Annotated in this window: 11 protein-coding genes; 6 read left to right on the forward strand and 5 right to left on the reverse strand. The window is 44.9% G+C overall.

Annotated features, from left to right (window positions below):
• Positions 1-144: 144 nt before the first annotated feature.
• Together F988_RS01285 and F988_RS01290 are read right to left on the reverse strand one after the other, a co-directional pair.
• Positions 145-3,873, reverse strand: coding sequence for a UvrD-helicase domain-containing protein (locus tag F988_RS01285; protein ID WP_004680675.1), 3,729 nt, complete (start codon positions 3,871-3,873; stop codon positions 145-147).
• A 3-nt stretch (positions 3,874-3,876) separates the two neighbouring features.
• Positions 3,877-7,515 (reverse strand): exodeoxyribonuclease V subunit gamma, encoded by a 3,639-nt coding sequence (locus tag F988_RS01290; protein ID WP_004680677.1) that lies wholly within the window; start codon positions 7,513-7,515, stop codon positions 3,877-3,879.
• 182 nt (positions 7,516-7,697) lie between these two features.
• Here F988_RS01290 and F988_RS01295 point away from each other — a divergent pair, with 182 nt between their 5' ends.
• Complete coding sequence (locus F988_RS01295) at positions 7,698-8,204, forward strand: hypothetical protein (protein ID WP_004680678.1); 507 nt, start codon at positions 7,698-7,700, stop codon at positions 8,202-8,204.
• Between the two features lie 40 nt (positions 8,205-8,244).
• Here F988_RS01295 and F988_RS01300 read toward each other — a convergent pair whose 3' ends face one another.
• Together F988_RS01300 and pap are read right to left on the reverse strand one after the other, a co-directional pair.
• Positions 8,245-8,502, reverse strand: coding sequence for a hypothetical protein (locus tag F988_RS01300; RefSeq protein ID WP_228127715.1), 258 nt, complete (start codon positions 8,500-8,502; stop codon positions 8,245-8,247).
• A gap of 21 nt (positions 8,503-8,523) precedes the next feature.
• On the reverse strand, positions 8,524-9,942 hold the full coding sequence (gene pap / locus F988_RS01305; protein WP_004680681.1) for a polyphosphate:AMP phosphotransferase: 1,419 nt from the start codon (positions 9,940-9,942) through the stop codon (positions 8,524-8,526).
• Positions 9,943-10,146: 204 nt separating this feature from the next.
• On the opposite strand from pap, the gene F988_RS01310 reads away from it, so the two are divergent.
• The 5 genes from F988_RS01310 (at position 10,147) to mdh (ending at position 15,987) form a co-directional block, all read left to right on the forward strand.
• Positions 10,147-10,854 (forward strand): DUF8198 family protein, encoded by a 708-nt coding sequence (locus tag F988_RS01310; RefSeq protein WP_010589489.1) that lies wholly within the window; start codon positions 10,147-10,149, stop codon positions 10,852-10,854.
• Positions 10,855-11,047: 193 nt separating this feature from the next.
• Positions 11,048-11,989, forward strand: coding sequence for a bifunctional demethylmenaquinone methyltransferase/2-methoxy-6-polyprenyl-1,4-benzoquinol methylase UbiE (gene ubiE, locus F988_RS01315; RefSeq protein WP_004680682.1), 942 nt, complete (start codon positions 11,048-11,050; stop codon positions 11,987-11,989).
• A gap of 10 nt (positions 11,990-11,999) precedes the next feature.
• Positions 12,000-12,710: a ubiquinone biosynthesis accessory factor UbiJ gene (locus tag F988_RS01320; RefSeq protein WP_004680683.1), complete on the forward strand. Its 711-nt coding sequence runs from the start codon at positions 12,000-12,002 to the stop codon at positions 12,708-12,710.
• A 12-nt stretch (positions 12,711-12,722) separates the two neighbouring features.
• Positions 12,723-14,342, forward strand: a complete 1,620-nt coding sequence (locus F988_RS01325; RefSeq protein WP_004680684.1) for an ABC1 kinase family protein — start codon at positions 12,723-12,725, stop codon at positions 14,340-14,342.
• Between the two features lie 472 nt (positions 14,343-14,814).
• Positions 14,815-15,987: an iron-dependent methanol dehydrogenase gene (mdh, locus tag F988_RS01330; RefSeq protein WP_004680685.1), complete on the forward strand. Its 1,173-nt coding sequence runs from the start codon at positions 14,815-14,817 to the stop codon at positions 15,985-15,987.
• Positions 15,988-16,217: 230 nt separating this feature from the next.
• Here the strand turns inward: mdh and F988_RS01335 are convergent, their stop codons facing one another.
• The gene (locus tag F988_RS01335; RefSeq protein ID WP_004680686.1) at positions 16,218-17,399 is read right to left on the reverse strand and encodes a helix-turn-helix domain-containing protein; all 1,182 of its coding nucleotides are present in this window, start codon (positions 17,397-17,399) and stop codon (positions 16,218-16,220) included.
• Positions 17,400-17,525 lie beyond the last annotated feature (126 nt).

Genomic DNA, 17,525 nt, shown 5'->3' on the forward strand with positions numbered 1-17,525 from the left:
AAGCCAGCCCGCCGTTGCTGACTGATTATTTACCTGTTTGTCCACAGAGTTATCCTCAAACTTACCCACACGCTTGTCCACAAGGTTATAAACATGCTTATCCACATAGTAAGCTACTGTTTAATCTAAATTAATTACTTTTATCTACATTGGTTTACCCATTTTATCCTCAGAGAAGTATCCGAGGACGGCATCCAGACGCAAGATAAATTCATCATCAGGTTTCCAGTACATATAGCCCTGCTGCGCCTGTCCATTCATGCCACGCAAATACAGATAGGATGCCCCACCCAGATGCTGCTCAATCTGATAATTCTGTAGTTTCACGCTCAGATAGCGGTGCAGTGCCACCAGATACAAGGCCGCCTGTAACCAGTAGCTCGACAGCGACATACTATCTGCAATTTGGCTAGGCTGGTAATCTGCCTGTTCAGCGCCCAGATAGTTACTTTTATAATCAGCAATGTGATAACGCTGACCGTCAAAATAGACCAAGTCAATAGAGCCATTTAAGTAACGGGCAGATTTCGCCTCCAGTAATTCAGGCATGCTGATGCCATATTCTGTGAACAGTTGCTGTACGCGCTGCATGGCCAGCACACGATCCGACAAGGCCAGATAAAATGGACATTCCGACAGATATTGTCCTGTCAGCAATTGTTTTAATTGGAAACCATCGTTCAGTGGCGTGGCCAATACCTCACCCAACCATACCGCAATCCATTGGTATAGTTGCTGCTCTGAATTTTCCCGTGCTGGAAAGTGATTCTGGTATTGATCCAGCAAGTCAAACCATAAGCCTTGATAGGTATTCTTAAAACGGCGGCGGATTTCCTCAACCCATGTTTCAGGTCGCTGAAAATCAATCTGCTCAAAAATCTCATGCAGGAAATTTCCAGCCAGTGTTCCTTTCGGAAAATATTGCTTAATCCACGCGATTGGTTGGGAAACAGGCGCAAATGCTGTCAGTATAACGTTTAGCTCATCTTCAGCCTGATCAAAGTTCTGCTCAATATTGGCCAGACGATCCGCATGACTGGCCTTGTGTCTTAAATGCTGTGCCAGATAACTGAAGCTGGTCTTGCCTCGTGCATAAAAACGCTGCATAGGTAAAGGCTGAGCAGAAAGTGGGATTCTTTGTTGGGTCTGTTGCTGGCGGTGGAGAGCCTGTGGTCGTTCCAAAACCAGAGCTTCATCCAGACAGTGTGGATGCTGGAATGCCTCACCCTGATTCTTCCAGAATGCCAATCCTGAAAGTTTGTTCTTATCTCCCTTTTCAGGTTCAAACACCGCATAGACCCGATGACTGGCACGGGTCAGCGCCACATACCACAAACGGTTCTGCTCAGCCTGCGCCCGTTGCTGGTGCTGATCCAGCTCATTCTGTTGCAGAAAGTTTTTATCCGCAATCGCCACCACGCGTTGCATTCGGGTCTGCCCTGTTTCTGGTAACTGGATTTCCGTGGTTGAAAAATTTAAAGCCTCTTTTTTTGAGTCTGGTGCTGCTTTATTTGCTCCAAGTAAAAAGACGATTTTAAATTCCAAACCCTTGGACTGGTGGATAGTCATTAACTGCACCCCAGCTTCACTGGAAAGCTTATGTTCCAGCTCCCATTCACGGTCACTTGGTGAATTGAGCTGCTTTAAATACCAGTGATAGAGGTTTTGTGCCCCCTGCACATGCTCGCTGTGCTGACTCAGGATATCAGTGAGATGGCGCAGATTGACCACTGCCCGTTCATTGTCCTTGCTCTGGGTGGCAACCAGTTGCTGCCAAATTTCAAATTGATTTAAACAACGTTGCCATGCCGATAAAAAGCCCTGATTCAGCCACATCTCACGGATGTCATCGAATTGCTGGATATAATGGCTCAGACCCTCTGGACTTTGTTCTAAGGCCAATAATCGAGCCAGATCAAAGCCAAATAAACGGCTGAGTAAAGCCCGTTTGAGCTTGGCTTCATCATAAGGATCAAGCAACGCCGTGAGTAAAGCGCCTATATCCTGTGCAATCTTTGAGTCAAACACACTGCGCTTTGAGGGACGATTCACACGAATTCCCAAGTATTCCAGTGCATATTGAACCTCGTCCAGTTGTCGGTGGCTACGGGAAAGCACCGCAATATCATCTTCACAAATGGCTTTGCGTATCTCACCATCCAGGCATAGCTGCTGCAAATGCGCCTGATTCAATAAGCTTTGAATTTTCCAGGCCACTTGAGTCGCTTGCTCATTGCCCTCTTGCAGTTGCAGCCAGCGCAACGGTGCTAGATTGAACTGTTCCTTGTCAATCAGGGCAGGATGTGGACGTGAACCAGCCTGAATTGGGTCATAGATCACCTGCTCGCCAAAATCCATTTGCCGCTGAAACAGCACATCAACCACTTCAACCAGTTCTTTGACCGAACGGTGGTTGTGGATCAGTTTATATTCACGCCCCTGCTTCGCCATAATATCCTGATAGGCATTCAGGAATGTCAGCATGTCGCCGCCACGGAAGCCATAAATCGCCTGTTTACGGTCACCCACCATAATCATGCAACCTTTTTGGTAACGCTGTGGATGCCGCCAGATGCTCGCCAGCATATCATCCTGATCCTGATTGGTATCCTGAAACTCATCGACCAGAATTAAGGGATAACGTGCCTGTACAAATACCGCAAAATGTTGTCCCTGTTCGCCCTTTAAGGCATCTGACAGGGTTTTGATCTGCTGGGCAAAAGTGGTTTCACCTTTTTGTTGCAACACTTGAGGCAAACGCTTTTTGACTTGCTGACAAAGATGAAACTGTAAATAGGTATTGAATTGATCTAAATCATTTTGAATTTTAAGTTTCATCTCCCAAATATCTTTTAATAACTGAATCAAAGGATGCTGGTAAAAACAGTCCTGAATACTTTGATCACATTTATTAAAAATACTGCTTCGAGCTCGTCCTTTAGAATCTAAAAATAAAACATCGACGTCTTTGAACGCGTTTTGATCAAAATAGATATTTATGCCCTGCTCTTGAATTTGCTGAGCCAGCCGAACTAAGCCTGTTTGAAAAATGAAATGAAAACGATCTTTTGCAAAAGCATTTTTATTAATAAACTTATAATATGCACCATTGAGTAGATAATAATCCTGTAATTCTTGTAAGTACTGCGAAGAAGTTACTGCGAACTGATGCAAGCATGATTCAAACGCAACGGTGCTAAACACAGGCAAATCTACTTGTTTCAAATGTGCTGAACTAAAATTCAAACTTTCTTCAACCACTTTAATATACTGATCTACGCTCTTTAGTTGCTGACTCATATATAAAAAATCAATCACCTGTTGTGGCTGCGACTGAATCCATTCGCGTAACACATCATGAATCAGTTGGCGGGTATAGCTCTTGGCATCCTCAGTGATTTGGGCACGTTCAATCTTGCCACTTTCAAAGGCAAACTCGCGCAACAGCTTCTGGCTAAAGCTGTCCAGTGTCCCGACAAACAGCTCGTCCAGTTGGTCAATCACAAGTTTTAGCCGTTCACAGGCATAGGCGATACGTGGCGCAAAGGTTTTTAACACATGCTGTTTCAGTGGATCAGTTTCCTGCTCCGCCTGCATGTGAATATCAGTTTCCAGTACGCTGCGTAACGGTTCCAGATACTGCTGAATCTCCACCAGACGCAAACGGATACGGCTTTTTAGCTCGGCGGCGGCAGCACGGGTAAACGTGGTGGCAATGACCTGATTCGGCAGGTATTTTTCCAGAAAAATCCGCACCATCAAACTGGATAAGGTATAGGTTTTGCCTGTTCCAGCCGAGGCCTCAATCAGGTGCAGCCCCTCAAACTGAATATCCCGAATCGGTTGATAAGACACTGGATATTTTGAGTTCATGTCTTACTCCACACGTAAAAATTCAAAAATAGGCTGGTATAAGGCATGGGAATAATGATCACAGGCATAGTGCAACAATGCACTTGCATCCTGTTCCTGCAAAAGGAACTGCCAGTCACGATGCAATTTACACGCTTCATTTTGAGCCATATCAAAACCAGAAAAATCACCTGTATCATTCCAATCTTTTAAAACCTGTTTTTGGCTGTCTTCAACCAGAACCCATCGAGACTCCTGCTCAACCCATTGGTGGGAATTGCCTTTTTCCATTGGCTTTAAGATCAAGGCTGCGGGTAACACCACAGGCTGTTGCTGCGCCTCTTGCCATAGTTGCAACCAGTGCTTTAAATAGTGTTTCGCCTGTTCGGAACCCAGCCCCTCACAAATCACGGTTTGGTCACTAAATACCACGATACGGCGTTTTTCTGTAGCGGAGTCATCGTTCAGCAGAGCCAGCCACAACAAATACTCCAGCCAGACCTTAACAAAACGTTTAGCCCGCGCACTCGACGCTTCCAGACTAACCCAGTCCTGTACATTCTGTTTTGGCGTGACACAAACCATTTGTAGTTGTTTTGAGATACGCCAGACCCGTTGTGTGGTGAGTGTCGGGGCTGCCGCATACTGCTGTAAACGTTCAAGCAAGCGCTGTTGCTCTAAGCGGCTTTGCTGCCATGCACTGTGCTGTACCTTTCCAACAGGGAGTTGATCCTGCAAGATGCCAGCCGAGGTCTGCTCATCCTGCTGCTGTAGAAAATGGCGAATAGCATATTTCCCCAAACCATCCAGCAATAACGGTTCAGTTTGATCCACCAGTTCGGTTGCCGTTAAATTTTCCACCCCCAGGGTTTTTAAATACAAACGCGCGGGGAACGCCACATCCTGAATCCATTGCTGGCTATTTAGAATCAGCATCTCATCATGTTCAACAGGATAACGGGTATTCACCCATGCCTGCCGCTCTCCTTTGACCTGCTGAATCTGTGAAGCGACCTTAAACCATTGATCTTGGAAGCGCACAGGTCGATCCGAAACAAAGCCGAGTGGATCGAATGGTTGTAGACGATGTAAATGATACAGCGGATAAAGCTGTGGTGGGATTTGTAATGCCTCCAATCCAGCTAAATCCGCTTCTGATAAAGGAGGCCTATCTTCACTGCTAGTCGGTTTTACAATCAACGCCAAATGATCTCGAAAAGCCTGCAAAATAGTGGAGGGTTCACGCACCTCCCCATCATTGACATCAAAGCCATTATAAAACAGCCAGAGTTGCTCCTCCGCCAAAAGCACTGCATCCAGAAAGGCCCCCTGATCATCTTCCAGACGAGAACGGTCACCCAATTGCTGACGTAATGCATCCATTAAGTCAAAGGGAATATGCGCATCCCGATTGGGAAACTTGCCTGTATCCATATTAAGCAGCACAATCAGACGATAAGGAATCGGGCGAATCTGTCCAATCTGACTAAAGGTAATTTGCCCTGTTGGTTCAACCTGTGCTGACTGGCTTTGCAGCGTCCGTTGAATTTCCTCAATGATATACGGCAACGGCAGAGTAATCTGGCGCAAATGGGTTTCAGCATCATCATAATAACTCGCCAGAGTCAGCATACGCTCCTGCTTTTGCACAATCTCACGCACGGCCTTTAGGGCAACAATATCGGCTTGCTCAAACTCCTGAATATCATCCTTGAGCTTTTTCAGCCAGTCCTCAACAGGTGACTGCTGCCCCAACTCATGCGCAATCAGCCAATTGCGTCGGATAGATAAATCCTGATAAATCTGGATCAAGATTCCAATCAGCTCAAAATCATCTGGCTGCACCTGTGCATAGCTCAGTATATCCTGCACCAACACATGCGCTGGCACAGCAATTCCCAATGCCAGACGATCCAGCGCAAATTTAAAGCTATAACGATAGTCCTGATCGTTGGCACTCAGGCTCTGTTTTAAATGTTCAGCGTCCAGACCACGCTTAAAGCCTGCATCACTCAACAAGTCCAGCATCCGTTGTGCCTGGGTATAGTCCAGGCCATAACGCTGCTGTGTCGCAGACAGATTGAGCCAGTCGGCAAAATCATCATGGGCAAAGCGTCCCTGTGTAAGCTGCAAACGCCCCAGCACCGCACGCCATGCATTCAGGGCATCCAGTGAAGCCACGCCTGCAATCTTGACGGGCAGAAACACTTCATGCTCATTGGGAACAGCAGGGAATACACTACGAATCAAAGGCTCAAGCTCAGCCAGATTGGGTGCAAGCACCAGCACATCACTAGGACGGCGAGCAACGGAATCTGGCTGCGATAACCAATGGGTCAACTGCTCCTTGAGTACCTCAAGCTGACGCAAACTGGAATGGCAGACATGCAACTGAATCGACTCATCATTCGATGCAAGCTCATATTGCCCTGCCTGAGGTTCTGCCAGATAAAAAATATCGGACTGGACTTTACCCAGTAAGGTTTCTGGAAAATAATCAACAAAGAGATCTTCCCAAATTCCTTCTTCCCCTCCTGCAAGTTGTGACAATAAAGAGAAATGGTCACGTGCCTGTTTGCCCAAACGAGTTAATAAAGGATGTCGTGATTCACGACTTAAGGCATTAAATTCTAAATTAAATTGCTCAAAAAAGTTCTGGATTTCCGCATCACTCGCATTAGGATTTTTGGCAATAAAACGTTCCTTAACACCCAAATCATAACGCTGTTTCCACAGTGGATCGACACTGTCCGCCCAATATTCCTGCGAGGGGTTATAGTGCAAAATCAACACATCCAAATACTGCCCCAGACGGCGTAAAAATTGCAGTTGGCTGGGTGGCAAGTCCAGCAGGGTAAACACAATCACCCGATCTGGCAGCTGTGCCAATGCACGCTGGCGGGTCTGTGGATTGTCCAGAATCCGCCAGAAATCGGCATCAATACTTTGCATCTCCTCAAAGTCGGCATGAAAATAGTTTTGCCATAGCCAGCGTTGCCACGCTTCTAGTTGCTGGGTCTGGTTGAGGCTAAATGCGGACATCTGCTGGTCAGTTTGCGAGATTAGCCGTTCAATATCCAGCGGATGATCTTGCCCCCATGCCGACAGCCAGTTGCTTGCACAGCGGCAAACGCCCGTACATCCCCGTTGACAATGACCGCGATAAATCATGTAGTTATTAAACAGCTGCGAAACTTGCTCCGCCACCCAATACAGCATACTTTGTTTTTTTAGTTGTTTTTCTGTGCCGTGCTGCAACTGGTCGGCACTGTCATAAATCCGTTGCACAATTGAATATAAAGGGTGCTCATTCACAACAGTATTCTGTTCGGGTTGAATAAAAGGCTGTAAAGCTTGATGAATACGCCACTTTAAAATCAAACGCGGAATATTGGCCTTACGGACTTGTTCTTTATTCTCCAACACTTGTTGATAGGCATACCACTGGAAACCACGAATTCTTTGATGGAATTGATAGTTGGCCGTCATACCCTGCTGTTCAGCAATTTTCTGGGTCAGCCACTGCTCCTGGGCAGGACTCGGCACAATAAAATGCTGGGTTTTAAACACCTGAAACGGGGAGGCACTGGGTTGGGTAATGGATGCCATCACACCTTGCAATAACACATCAAGGCGTTGACTCTGAATAACATGAATACCCATCCGTTAATACAACCTCATCAATAAACGACTATTTTGATACATAAAAATAAGTAGATAATCATCACTATACAAGCTTGTGGAACTATGTCACGTTAAACACAGCATGAAATAAAAAATTTTTGAAATTCACCATTTAATGCGCTTGAATATACGACCAAGAGATAGACTTTAGGTATAACTTTATGAAAATTGAAAAAATTCCTGATTCAATTGACCCAGGCTTAAATCTGGAACAAATCCGTGATGAATGTCTGGCGCGTACCAAGAAGACCGCCTACTGCTCTGCTGGCGCGGCCATTGTCCCCATTCCATTTTTCGATGTGGTGGTTGATTTAGGCATGCTCACGCAGATCATTCCTGATATTAATGCACGTTTTGGCCTGGCACCTGAACATATCAGCGTTTATGACCCAGAGACCAAGAAAGTTCACTGGGATGAACTGCGTAAACGTGGCTTCGAGTTGTCAGGTTTTGTGGTGGCACGTACCGCAATGAAAAAAACATTTAATGGTTTTTTCACCAAGATTGCCACCAAACAGGTGACTAAATTCATTCCTCTGGGTGGGCAACTGGTGGCGGCCAGCCTTGGCTACTTTATGATGCGTAAAATCACCGAGGCACATATTCAGGACTGCTACACACTTGCAAAACGGATTCAGCAAAAAAGCCGTAGTACGATTGTAGCTTAAAACATGAACATGACTGATCAGCCGACTATCAGTGATTCAGTCATTTCATCGAGTGTGTTAAATCGGCACAATCTTCAGCCTGAGCTTGTGTCATGACTCTTTTGCCTTGAATAATGGTTATTCTTTCTGCTGTTAATTCTCCATTTTCCCATATACATGAAATACTTGTCTTGCCCTCATCAGAGGGATGAACACCATAAATCATATACAGATAAAATCCAATAAAAAAAACAAAAGCGAGCAGAAATATGGAGCTTAAAATTAATCCTATTTTTAACAATTTTTTCCACATATTCATGAACTCATCAGAAGTTTAGTCTTACTTAACTTTCAACTGTTTTAAAATCGCTTTTAGAACTTCGATTCGTGCCGTATTTTTATCATCCGTCGCAATCACATGCCATGGTGCATAGTCGGTGGAGGTACGCTCAAACATATCCGCAGCGGCTTCAAGGTAGTCATCCCATTTATCACGGTTACGCCAATCCTCCTCGGTAATCTTAAAGCGCTTATGTGGGGTTTGTTCACGCTCCTTGAAACGGACGGCCTGTTCATCCTTGCTAATCGCCAGCCAGATTTTGACAATCACCGTCTGGCTATCCACAAGGTTCTGTTCAAAACGGTTAATCTCATCATAGGCACGTTGCCATTCAACCACTGAGGCAAAACCCTCAACACGCTCCACCAGCACACGCCCATACCAGGTCCGATCAAAAATGGTAATTTTTCCGCCATCATTGAGTTTATTCCAAAAACGCCACAAATAAGGACGGCGTAATTCATAACGTTCAGGTGCAGCAATACTATGGATTTCATATTCACGTGGATCTAATTTTTTAACAATTCTTTTTATCGCTCCCCCTTTACCTGCAGCATCCATACCTTCAAAAGCAACAATCACTTTTCGTTCGTTGTAACGTAATGCATCAGCTACTTTTTTGGTTAATTTGTTCAATTTTTCTTTGTAGTCATCTTTATCTAAGCTTTGTTTTGAAGGTTCTAATAGTGCTGTGGGAATCTGTGCTTGTTGCCATTTTTCCGTGACTTTAGTTTGATGGTCAGGAAGTTCCTGAAGCGTTTGCAAAACATATTGTGCAAAGCACTGGTCGCGGTACTTTTCATCCTCGCCATTAATGATAAACCAGTCATCGGTGAACCTGTGGCTGAGGTTCTGCAAGGTATCGTATTGTTTTTTATTGCGCCAATCTAAACCATGTAATTTATGCCAATGTTGTTCGGACGCATCAATTTGGTCTAAGCGTTTTTGTAAAGACTTCCATGACAGGTCGAACCAGACCTTAACCACATGCACATGGTTATGTTGCAAATCATGTTCAAACGCACGCATTTGCTCAACATAGCCATCAAACAACGCCTCATTTAATGGCTTGGACACATGCATTGCCGTTGCCAGCAAGTCACTGTACCAGTTGCCAAACATCACCACGATCTGACCTTCGGCAGGAATGAAGCGTGTATAGGATTGCCAAAATGTCTGGTTATTTGTCAATAGCTTTGGGGCATCCGCCTTGACTTTCAGGTAACGTGGATCAAGCCACTCACGTAACTGCTTGACCGCCTCCCCCTTGCCCGCCAGTTCAATGCCACTGACCAGAATCAGGACACTCTTTGCATTGCTCTTGCCCCGACTGTCTTTCAATGCATACTGGGCCTCTATCAGATCCAGCGAGAGTTCGTCTTCATCACGTAATTCAAATTTTGGTTGTTGGACACTCATGTTTTGCTCTAAACGGCTCATTATCACAAAATCAGTATAGTGAAATCGGCCCAGTACCAACAAAGGCCCTTGTACAATTTCTGTAGACAAAATGAGTGCATGAACATATTGACCGATTGTTGGACATTTAGGGTTTATGCTGTCATGGTTCTCAGTTATGATGCGCCCTATGATTTTCTGGTTTTATTTTATTTGAGTTCGAATATGTCAAAACTCGCTGCATTTGATCATCTTTTATTACAATACCAAACTCTGAATTACCACCAAAATACAGCACTTAAGCAACGTCTGCATGAAGTACAAGCGTGGATGAAAGCACGCATCGCAGAAACCCATAAAGAATTTTTTGCTCTGCCTGAAAATCAACTGATGGCACAGTATTTTCTCAATCGTTTGTATGGCGGTCCTGATTTTGAGGCAATTGCACAGCAAATCGAACGCCTGTTGAAATATGCACATAAAGCAGAGAGCTTACTCCCTGAAAATGCAATTAAAACAGGAACAAAATCGGTCAGTCTTGCTGTACTTGCCACTCAACTCGATGAACAAGTCGCAGAACAACTACTCAAAGATTATCCTTTGGAAACACCACTAACTGATGAAATCATGCGCCAGACCTTAGTCAAACTCGATCAAGGCGATGTACGTTATGAACAATTACAATTACTTGACGAGCTTGGTCTCACATTAGATAAGTATATGCGCTCTACGATGATGTATGCGGCTTTTAAAATGTGTAAAGGCATTGCAACCAAATATCAATTTGAACCTATGTACGATTTTATCCAAGAAGGTTTTGCTGCAATGAAGCCTATGAAGTCTGCTGCAACGTTTATCAAAACATTTACCGCAAAAGAACGCGAGATCATTGAGAAAGTCCATTCAGGGCATCCAGATCCTTTCCGCAGTTAAATGCTGGACTATTCCAATCCCTCTACCAAGAGGGATTTTTTTCATCTTCACATAAAAAATTAAAACACTTTTTGGAAAGTGACTTTCTGTATATTATTCATAACAATGATATGCTAGACCCTGTAAAAAAATACAAAATCTGTCATGATGCATGCTGATTCGTGCCGCTAGAGCGAAAGTTTAGGAGAAAACAATGTCTAACGAAAACCAACAGCCCACCCCAGAAGTTGAGCAAAACCCAGGTTCAGACAAAGTCAGTCCTTTCCTCAGCACACCGCTTCCGCAGGGAGCGCCACAAGGTCAACAGCAATCTTTACAACAGGATTTGACCTCAGCACCAACAGGTTCCGTACCGAAATACAACCTGCCGCGTGGTGCCAATACAGGTAATGTTGGCGCAACCACCCATTTTGGCTATCAAACTGTCAGCAGCGATGAAAAAGCACAGAAAGTGGCGGAAGTGTTCCATTCCGTCGCCAGCAAATACGACATCATGAATGACCTGATGTCATTCGGTATCCATCGTATTTGGAAACGTTTTGCCATTAACATGTCAGGCGTGCGTCGTGGACAGCATGTACTGGATATTGCTGGTGGTACAGGCGACCTGGCAAAAGTATTTAGCCGTGAAGTCGGTCCACAAGGTCATGTCGTACTCTCAGACATCAATGAATCCATGCTCAATGTTGGGCGTGACCGCCTGATTGATGCAGGCTGTACCAATGTGGATTTTGTGCTTGCCAATGCTGAAACATTAGAACCCTTTGCAGACAATAGTTTTGACCTCGTCACCATCAGTTTTGGTTTACGTAACGTGACCGATAAGGATGCAGCACTTGCAGCCATGTACCGTGTACTTAAGCCAGGTGGCCGCTTACTGATCCTCGAATTTTCCAAACCTGTGTTTGAGCCATTTTCAAAGCTCTACGATCTTTACTCATTCACGGCCCTGCCAATCATGGGTAAACTGATTGCCAATGATTCTGAAAGTTATAAATATCTTGCAGAATCTATTCGTATGCATCCAGACCAACGTACCCTCAAAGGCATGATGGAAAATGCAGGCTTCCAAAGCTGTGACTACCATAACCTCACTGGGGGTATTGTTGCAGTTCACCGCGGATTCAAACTTTAAGGCTTAAGATATGTGGTCGATTTTAGCACTCGGTGCAGTCGAACGTATCATTCATCATGTGATTGATTTGGATGCGATAACACGTATTCAACTCAATCAACTGCAAGGGCAATTATTACGTATTGTGATTGATAGCCCACAACTCTCAGTTGATGTTTTTTTTGATGAAAATAAAGTTCGTCTGGAACCTACCGTGACTGGACACAGTCCAACCCCATCAATATTTGAACAGCGTCCCTACGATGTCCAAAATAAAATTACAGATGCCACAGCCACCCTGCATGTCGCCAATGTGGTCGAATTAGTCAAACTCCTGCTCAGTGATATGGACCAGATTGGCAATATTCCACTGCAAGGTGACTATCATTTATTGCAGGATATCCAGCGTATCATACAGCAGGCAGAACCTGACCTTGCCGCACATCTCTCTCCGTGGATTGGTCCTCAGCTGGCGCATGAACTGGCTAAGATTCAGCTTGCACCGAAGCAGCTCAAACGCTCATTGCAAAGCCATCTGTTCTTTGTTGAAGATGCCCTAAAAGAAGATAGCGGCTTATTTGCCCCACGCTGGCAAATGGATGACCTGAATCGGGAGACCCGCCAGCTCAATCAGGAAGTAGACCGTCTGGAAGCCAGATTTCAGCAATTACAGGCCCAATCACAGCCCCTCCTCACCTCCCCCTCAAAAGGAGAGGAATTATTGAACCCCACACAAGACTAGGTAAGATTTTATATGATTCCGCATGTTAGACGGTTATTTGAACTTTGGCGCATTGCAGCACATTATCGCCTTGACACTTTATTTCCTGCGGAAGAATTACCTGTAAAAGCCCAACATGCCTTGGGTGTGATTAAAATGCATCCTGCGGCTTGGTCAAGCCGTGAAAAAAAGAATCCGCTTAAACTCAAGCAAGCACTGGAAGAGATGGGGCCTTTGGCGATTAAGCTGGGTCAATTGCTCTCCACTCGTCGTGACCTGATTCCGCCAGAAGTGTTGTCACAACTGGTGTTGTTGCAAGATCGCGTCAAACCCTACGACACCCAGTTGGCCAAACAGCGGATTCAGGAATCCCTCAAGGCCGATGTTGGCACCTTGTTTGCCCGTTTTGATGAACAGCCACTTGCCGCTGCCTCGATTGCACAGGTGCATACTGCCGCATTGCATGATGGTCGTGAGGTGGTGGTAAAAGTCACCCGTCCTGATATTCACAACCAGATTCTTCGGGACTTTGAAATTCTGGCATGGCTGGGGAATTGGCTGGAAAACCGTCTGGAAGCTGCCCGTGCCCTGCACCTGTCCGAGATTATTCAGGACTACCGTCAGATCATTTTAAATGAGCTTGACCTGAGTCTAGAAGCGGACAATACTCGCCGAATGCGTCATTACTTTACAGGCTCCAGCATGATGTATGTACCTGAAGTCTATATGGACAGTAAAGACGTGATGGTGGCTGAACGCATCACGGGTGTGCCTATTTCAGATATCGCGACCTTTGATCGTTTGGGTATGGATCGTGCAGACCTGGCTGAAAAAGGTTTAACCATCTTCTTTACCCAGGTATTTCGAGACAACTTTTTCCATGCGGACATGCACCCTGGCAATGTCTTTGTTGAAACCATTAACCCAAGCAATCCACGCTTTATTGCACTGGACTGTGCCATTATGGGTGAGCTGTCCAAGTCTGACCAGATGACGGTTGCTCGGATGCTGCTGGCGGTGATGAATAGCAACTTTATGCAGTTGATTCAGATTGTGCATCAGGCTGGCTGGATTCCACCAGGAACCGATCAGGATGCACTGGCACGTGAAATGCGTCGTACCGTTGGCCCTATGGTGTCCAAGCCGATGGATCAACTGGATTTTGCAGGCATCCTGATTCAGGTGATGGATATTGCACGGCGTTTCCATCTGGAAATTCCACCACAACTCATGTTGCTTTTAAAAACGCTGGTTCATGTTGAAGGTCTGGGCACTGACCTTTACCCACAACTGGACATCTGGAAACTGGCAAAACCGATTCTCACTGAATGGGTCAAGGCCAATATGAATCCAGTGAAAAATTTCAAGGAAATTGGTCAGCAAATTCCTGATTTATTATTGGGCGCACAGGACTTGCCTAGCCTGTTGATTGACAGCCTCAATGGCTTGAAAAACCAGTCAGCCTGGCATGATAAACAGCTGAAAGAAATTCAGCAGATGCGTTTGCAAATGCAGCAGCAGCAACGCCGTAGCTGGATGTTTGGCAGCACCATGCTGATTTTGCTGACCATTGCCATTATTACGCCGTGGTTTGTCTCAATTGTCTTAATTGTATTGAGTAGCTTGTTGGCGCTGTGGCGTATTATGAAATAAGCCACACCCGCCTATAAACAAGGGACTTTTTAGCTTCAAGTATGATGGGGTGCGACTGGCTCCTCATCACGGCCAGTTAATAAATATAAAGATTCAAGTGAAAGGACTTATATACTTCCGTTTTAAATCTTCGTATAAATGATTAATATTCCAAACCCTTTCAATTGAGTAAAACCATTTCCTGCTGAACGCCTGATTTTAACTCTTCCATCCAGCTCGTAAAAAACCAAATTAAGAATTTGATTTAATTAAAATATTATGCCATCAACTGTGGTTTTAAACTATTTCCAAGAAAATCCTACCCCCTGTTGTGTTGGATATCAGAACCACTTCTCCTGTTTCCAATGCTACCCCATTTATTTATTGGTAGGTTTTTGGTAGGTGGGAAAAAAATTTAACCCTCCCATACTAGACCTACAGTGATGAGATCACTGAATAACAAACAATGGATTATGGAAGAAGGAATCACTCCATGGCTTTTAAGAATATTGCAGATCAAACAAACGGTTTTTACATCCCTTGCGTGTCACTTTTTGGCCCTGGCTGTGCCAAAGAAATTGGAACGAAAGCTCAAAATCTCGGCGCTAAAAAAGCCTTGATTGTAACGGACGAAGGCTTATTTAAATTTGGTGTAGCCAATACCATTGCAGAATATTTAAAAGATGCTGGCGTAGACAGCCATATCTTTCCTGGGGCAGAGCCCAATCCAACAGATATCAATGTACATCATGGCGTACAGGCCTATAATGACAATGGCTGCGATTTCATCGTTTCTTTAGGCGGTGGTTCCTCACATGACTGCGCCAAGGGCATCGGCCTGGTAACGGCTGGTGGTGGACATATCCGTGACTATGAAGGCATTGATAAAAGCACTGTTCCCATGACACCGTTGATTGCAATCAATACAACGGCGGGAACAGCATCTGAAATGACCCGTTTCTGTATCATTACCAACACCGACACCCATGTAAAAATGGCAATCGTCGATTGGCGCTGTACCCCACTGATTGCAATTGACGATCCTAAACTCATGGTGGCCAAACCCGCTGGCTTGACCGCCGCAACTGGCATGGACGCTTTAACGCATGCGGTAGAAGCCTATGTTTCCACAGCAGCAAATCCAATTACCGATGCCTGTGCAGAAAAGGCCATTACCATGATTAGCCAGTGGTTACGCCCCGCTGTCGCCAATGGCGAAAATATTGAGGCACGTGATGCCATGAGTTATGCACAGTATTTGGCGGGTATGGCGTTTAACAACGCATCTCTTGGTTATGTTCATGCGATGGCACATCAATTAGGTGGTTTCTATAACCTGCCGCATGGTGTATGCAATGCGGTACTGCTACCTCATGTCTGTGAATTCAACTTAATTGCCTGTCAGGATCGTTATGCAAAAATTGCAGAATTGATGGGTGTAAATACTGACGGCTTTACTGAAACTGAAGCTGCATTCGCGGCCATTGATGCCATTCGGGAATTATCATCCTCAATTGGAATCCCATCTGGCCTGAATGAACTTGGCGTAAAAACTGAGGATCTTGCAATCATGGCTGAAAATGCCCAAAAGGATGCATGCATGCTGACCAATCCGCGTAAGGCGACTCACGCCCAGGTTGTGGAGATCTTCAAGGCAGCACTCTGACCTTTCTGTTAAAAGTAAGTCAAAGCCTCCGAGAACCAGCTTACTTTTTTGTGGGAATAGCCAACTGGTGATATTCCCACTTTTTTTATTATAAATTCTTGATCTCAGTTCATAAGCACTGAACTAATATCCTGATATACATTTGATTTCTTTAATCATTAAACCAAAAATAAAATATGGCCTCACTTTGCACGTCAACAGCAGCTTTTATGAAATGCCACACGCAAGCTCTAGTACACATCTCTAAACTTATGCAGTGATAAATGCGCCGGATGCTCTGAGGGCAATAACTCCATCAGGCGTTCAACCGCATCTATTGCCTCTGGGAAATGAGCAACATGCTTCAGTAAAAGATCCGTTTCTGTGGTTTTAAAAATCGCGTCACTTAAACGCGATTCCAGGCAATCCCGCCATGCACATAAAAAAGGGCTTTCTGTCTTGGCCAAAAACACCCCCTTGTATAACTGTAGCGCAGAAGCCACATAACCAGAATCAAGCGCCTGTTCCGCCAAAAGAAAATCAGCCTCCACATCGGCCAATAAACGATAGGGCCGTGAACCTAGCATCCCACCCAGAATATCCCTGAGTTGTGACATTTCAGCTTTCAATGTGCCAATGCTGACCTTACGCTCACCATATAGGGCCTGGTGTAATTTTTCTAGATTTAAACCATTTGGACACAGCACCAAAATTGCCAAAATTTCAATTTGACGTGGTGTAAGAACCAACGATTTACCATTAAAGAAAATTTGCGGGGTTGAAAAAGCCCGAATATACAAATGTTGCCTTTGCTGATCAATAAGTGCGGTTTGAATGATGGAGGCACAACGCTCTGCTGCCAGAACCCCTAGACTATTGTGTTTTTTCCAGGTGGTTGATAAATCGACCACACCCAGTACCTGTTTGGAATAAGGGTCGATAATTGGGGCTGCATAACAAACCCAGTCATGAATGGATTCCATGTAGTGTTCATTGGAAAATACACAGCTGGATTGTTGGGTTTTTAATGACAGGGCCAAAGCATTGGTTCCAACCACCTCCTCTGCCCACTGCCCACCTGCAATGAAATGTACCTTTTCAGCGGCACTTTGCATTTGTGTACTTGAAGCAGTCCATATAATGGTACTTCCCACATCACCGACAGCGATCACCATCGAGGATTGTGCGGCAATATGGCCCAGTTCACTGGAACAGGCATTTAAGGCCTTATCCAGACTGGTTTTATGTTTTTTATTGTGGTTGAGCAAAGGTGCTGCCAAACGCTCCTTTGGAATTGAAGACAGCACTGATCGCTGCCAAGAACTCGCAATACTCTGCTCTAACTTCTCAGCGCTTTGGGGAGACAGGCTATTTTGATGCTTTAACTGATCAATAGACTGTCTTTGCCGTATCAGCTCTTGTTTTGTAAACATTTGTGTATCCCTCACACTTGAGCATGCTTTCCAACCTTTCTCCAACCTTCACCCTTATATGCTAGTCAAATAGCGTACAAAAGTACCTTATACCAAAGCTGTAGACGCTTAAGATCAATTATAAGC

Origin of the sequence: Acinetobacter parvus DSM 16617 = CIP 108168 (genome assembly GCF_000368025.1) — a bacterium.
GTDB classification, from domain to species: Bacteria; Pseudomonadota; Gammaproteobacteria; order Pseudomonadales; family Moraxellaceae; genus Acinetobacter; species Acinetobacter parvus.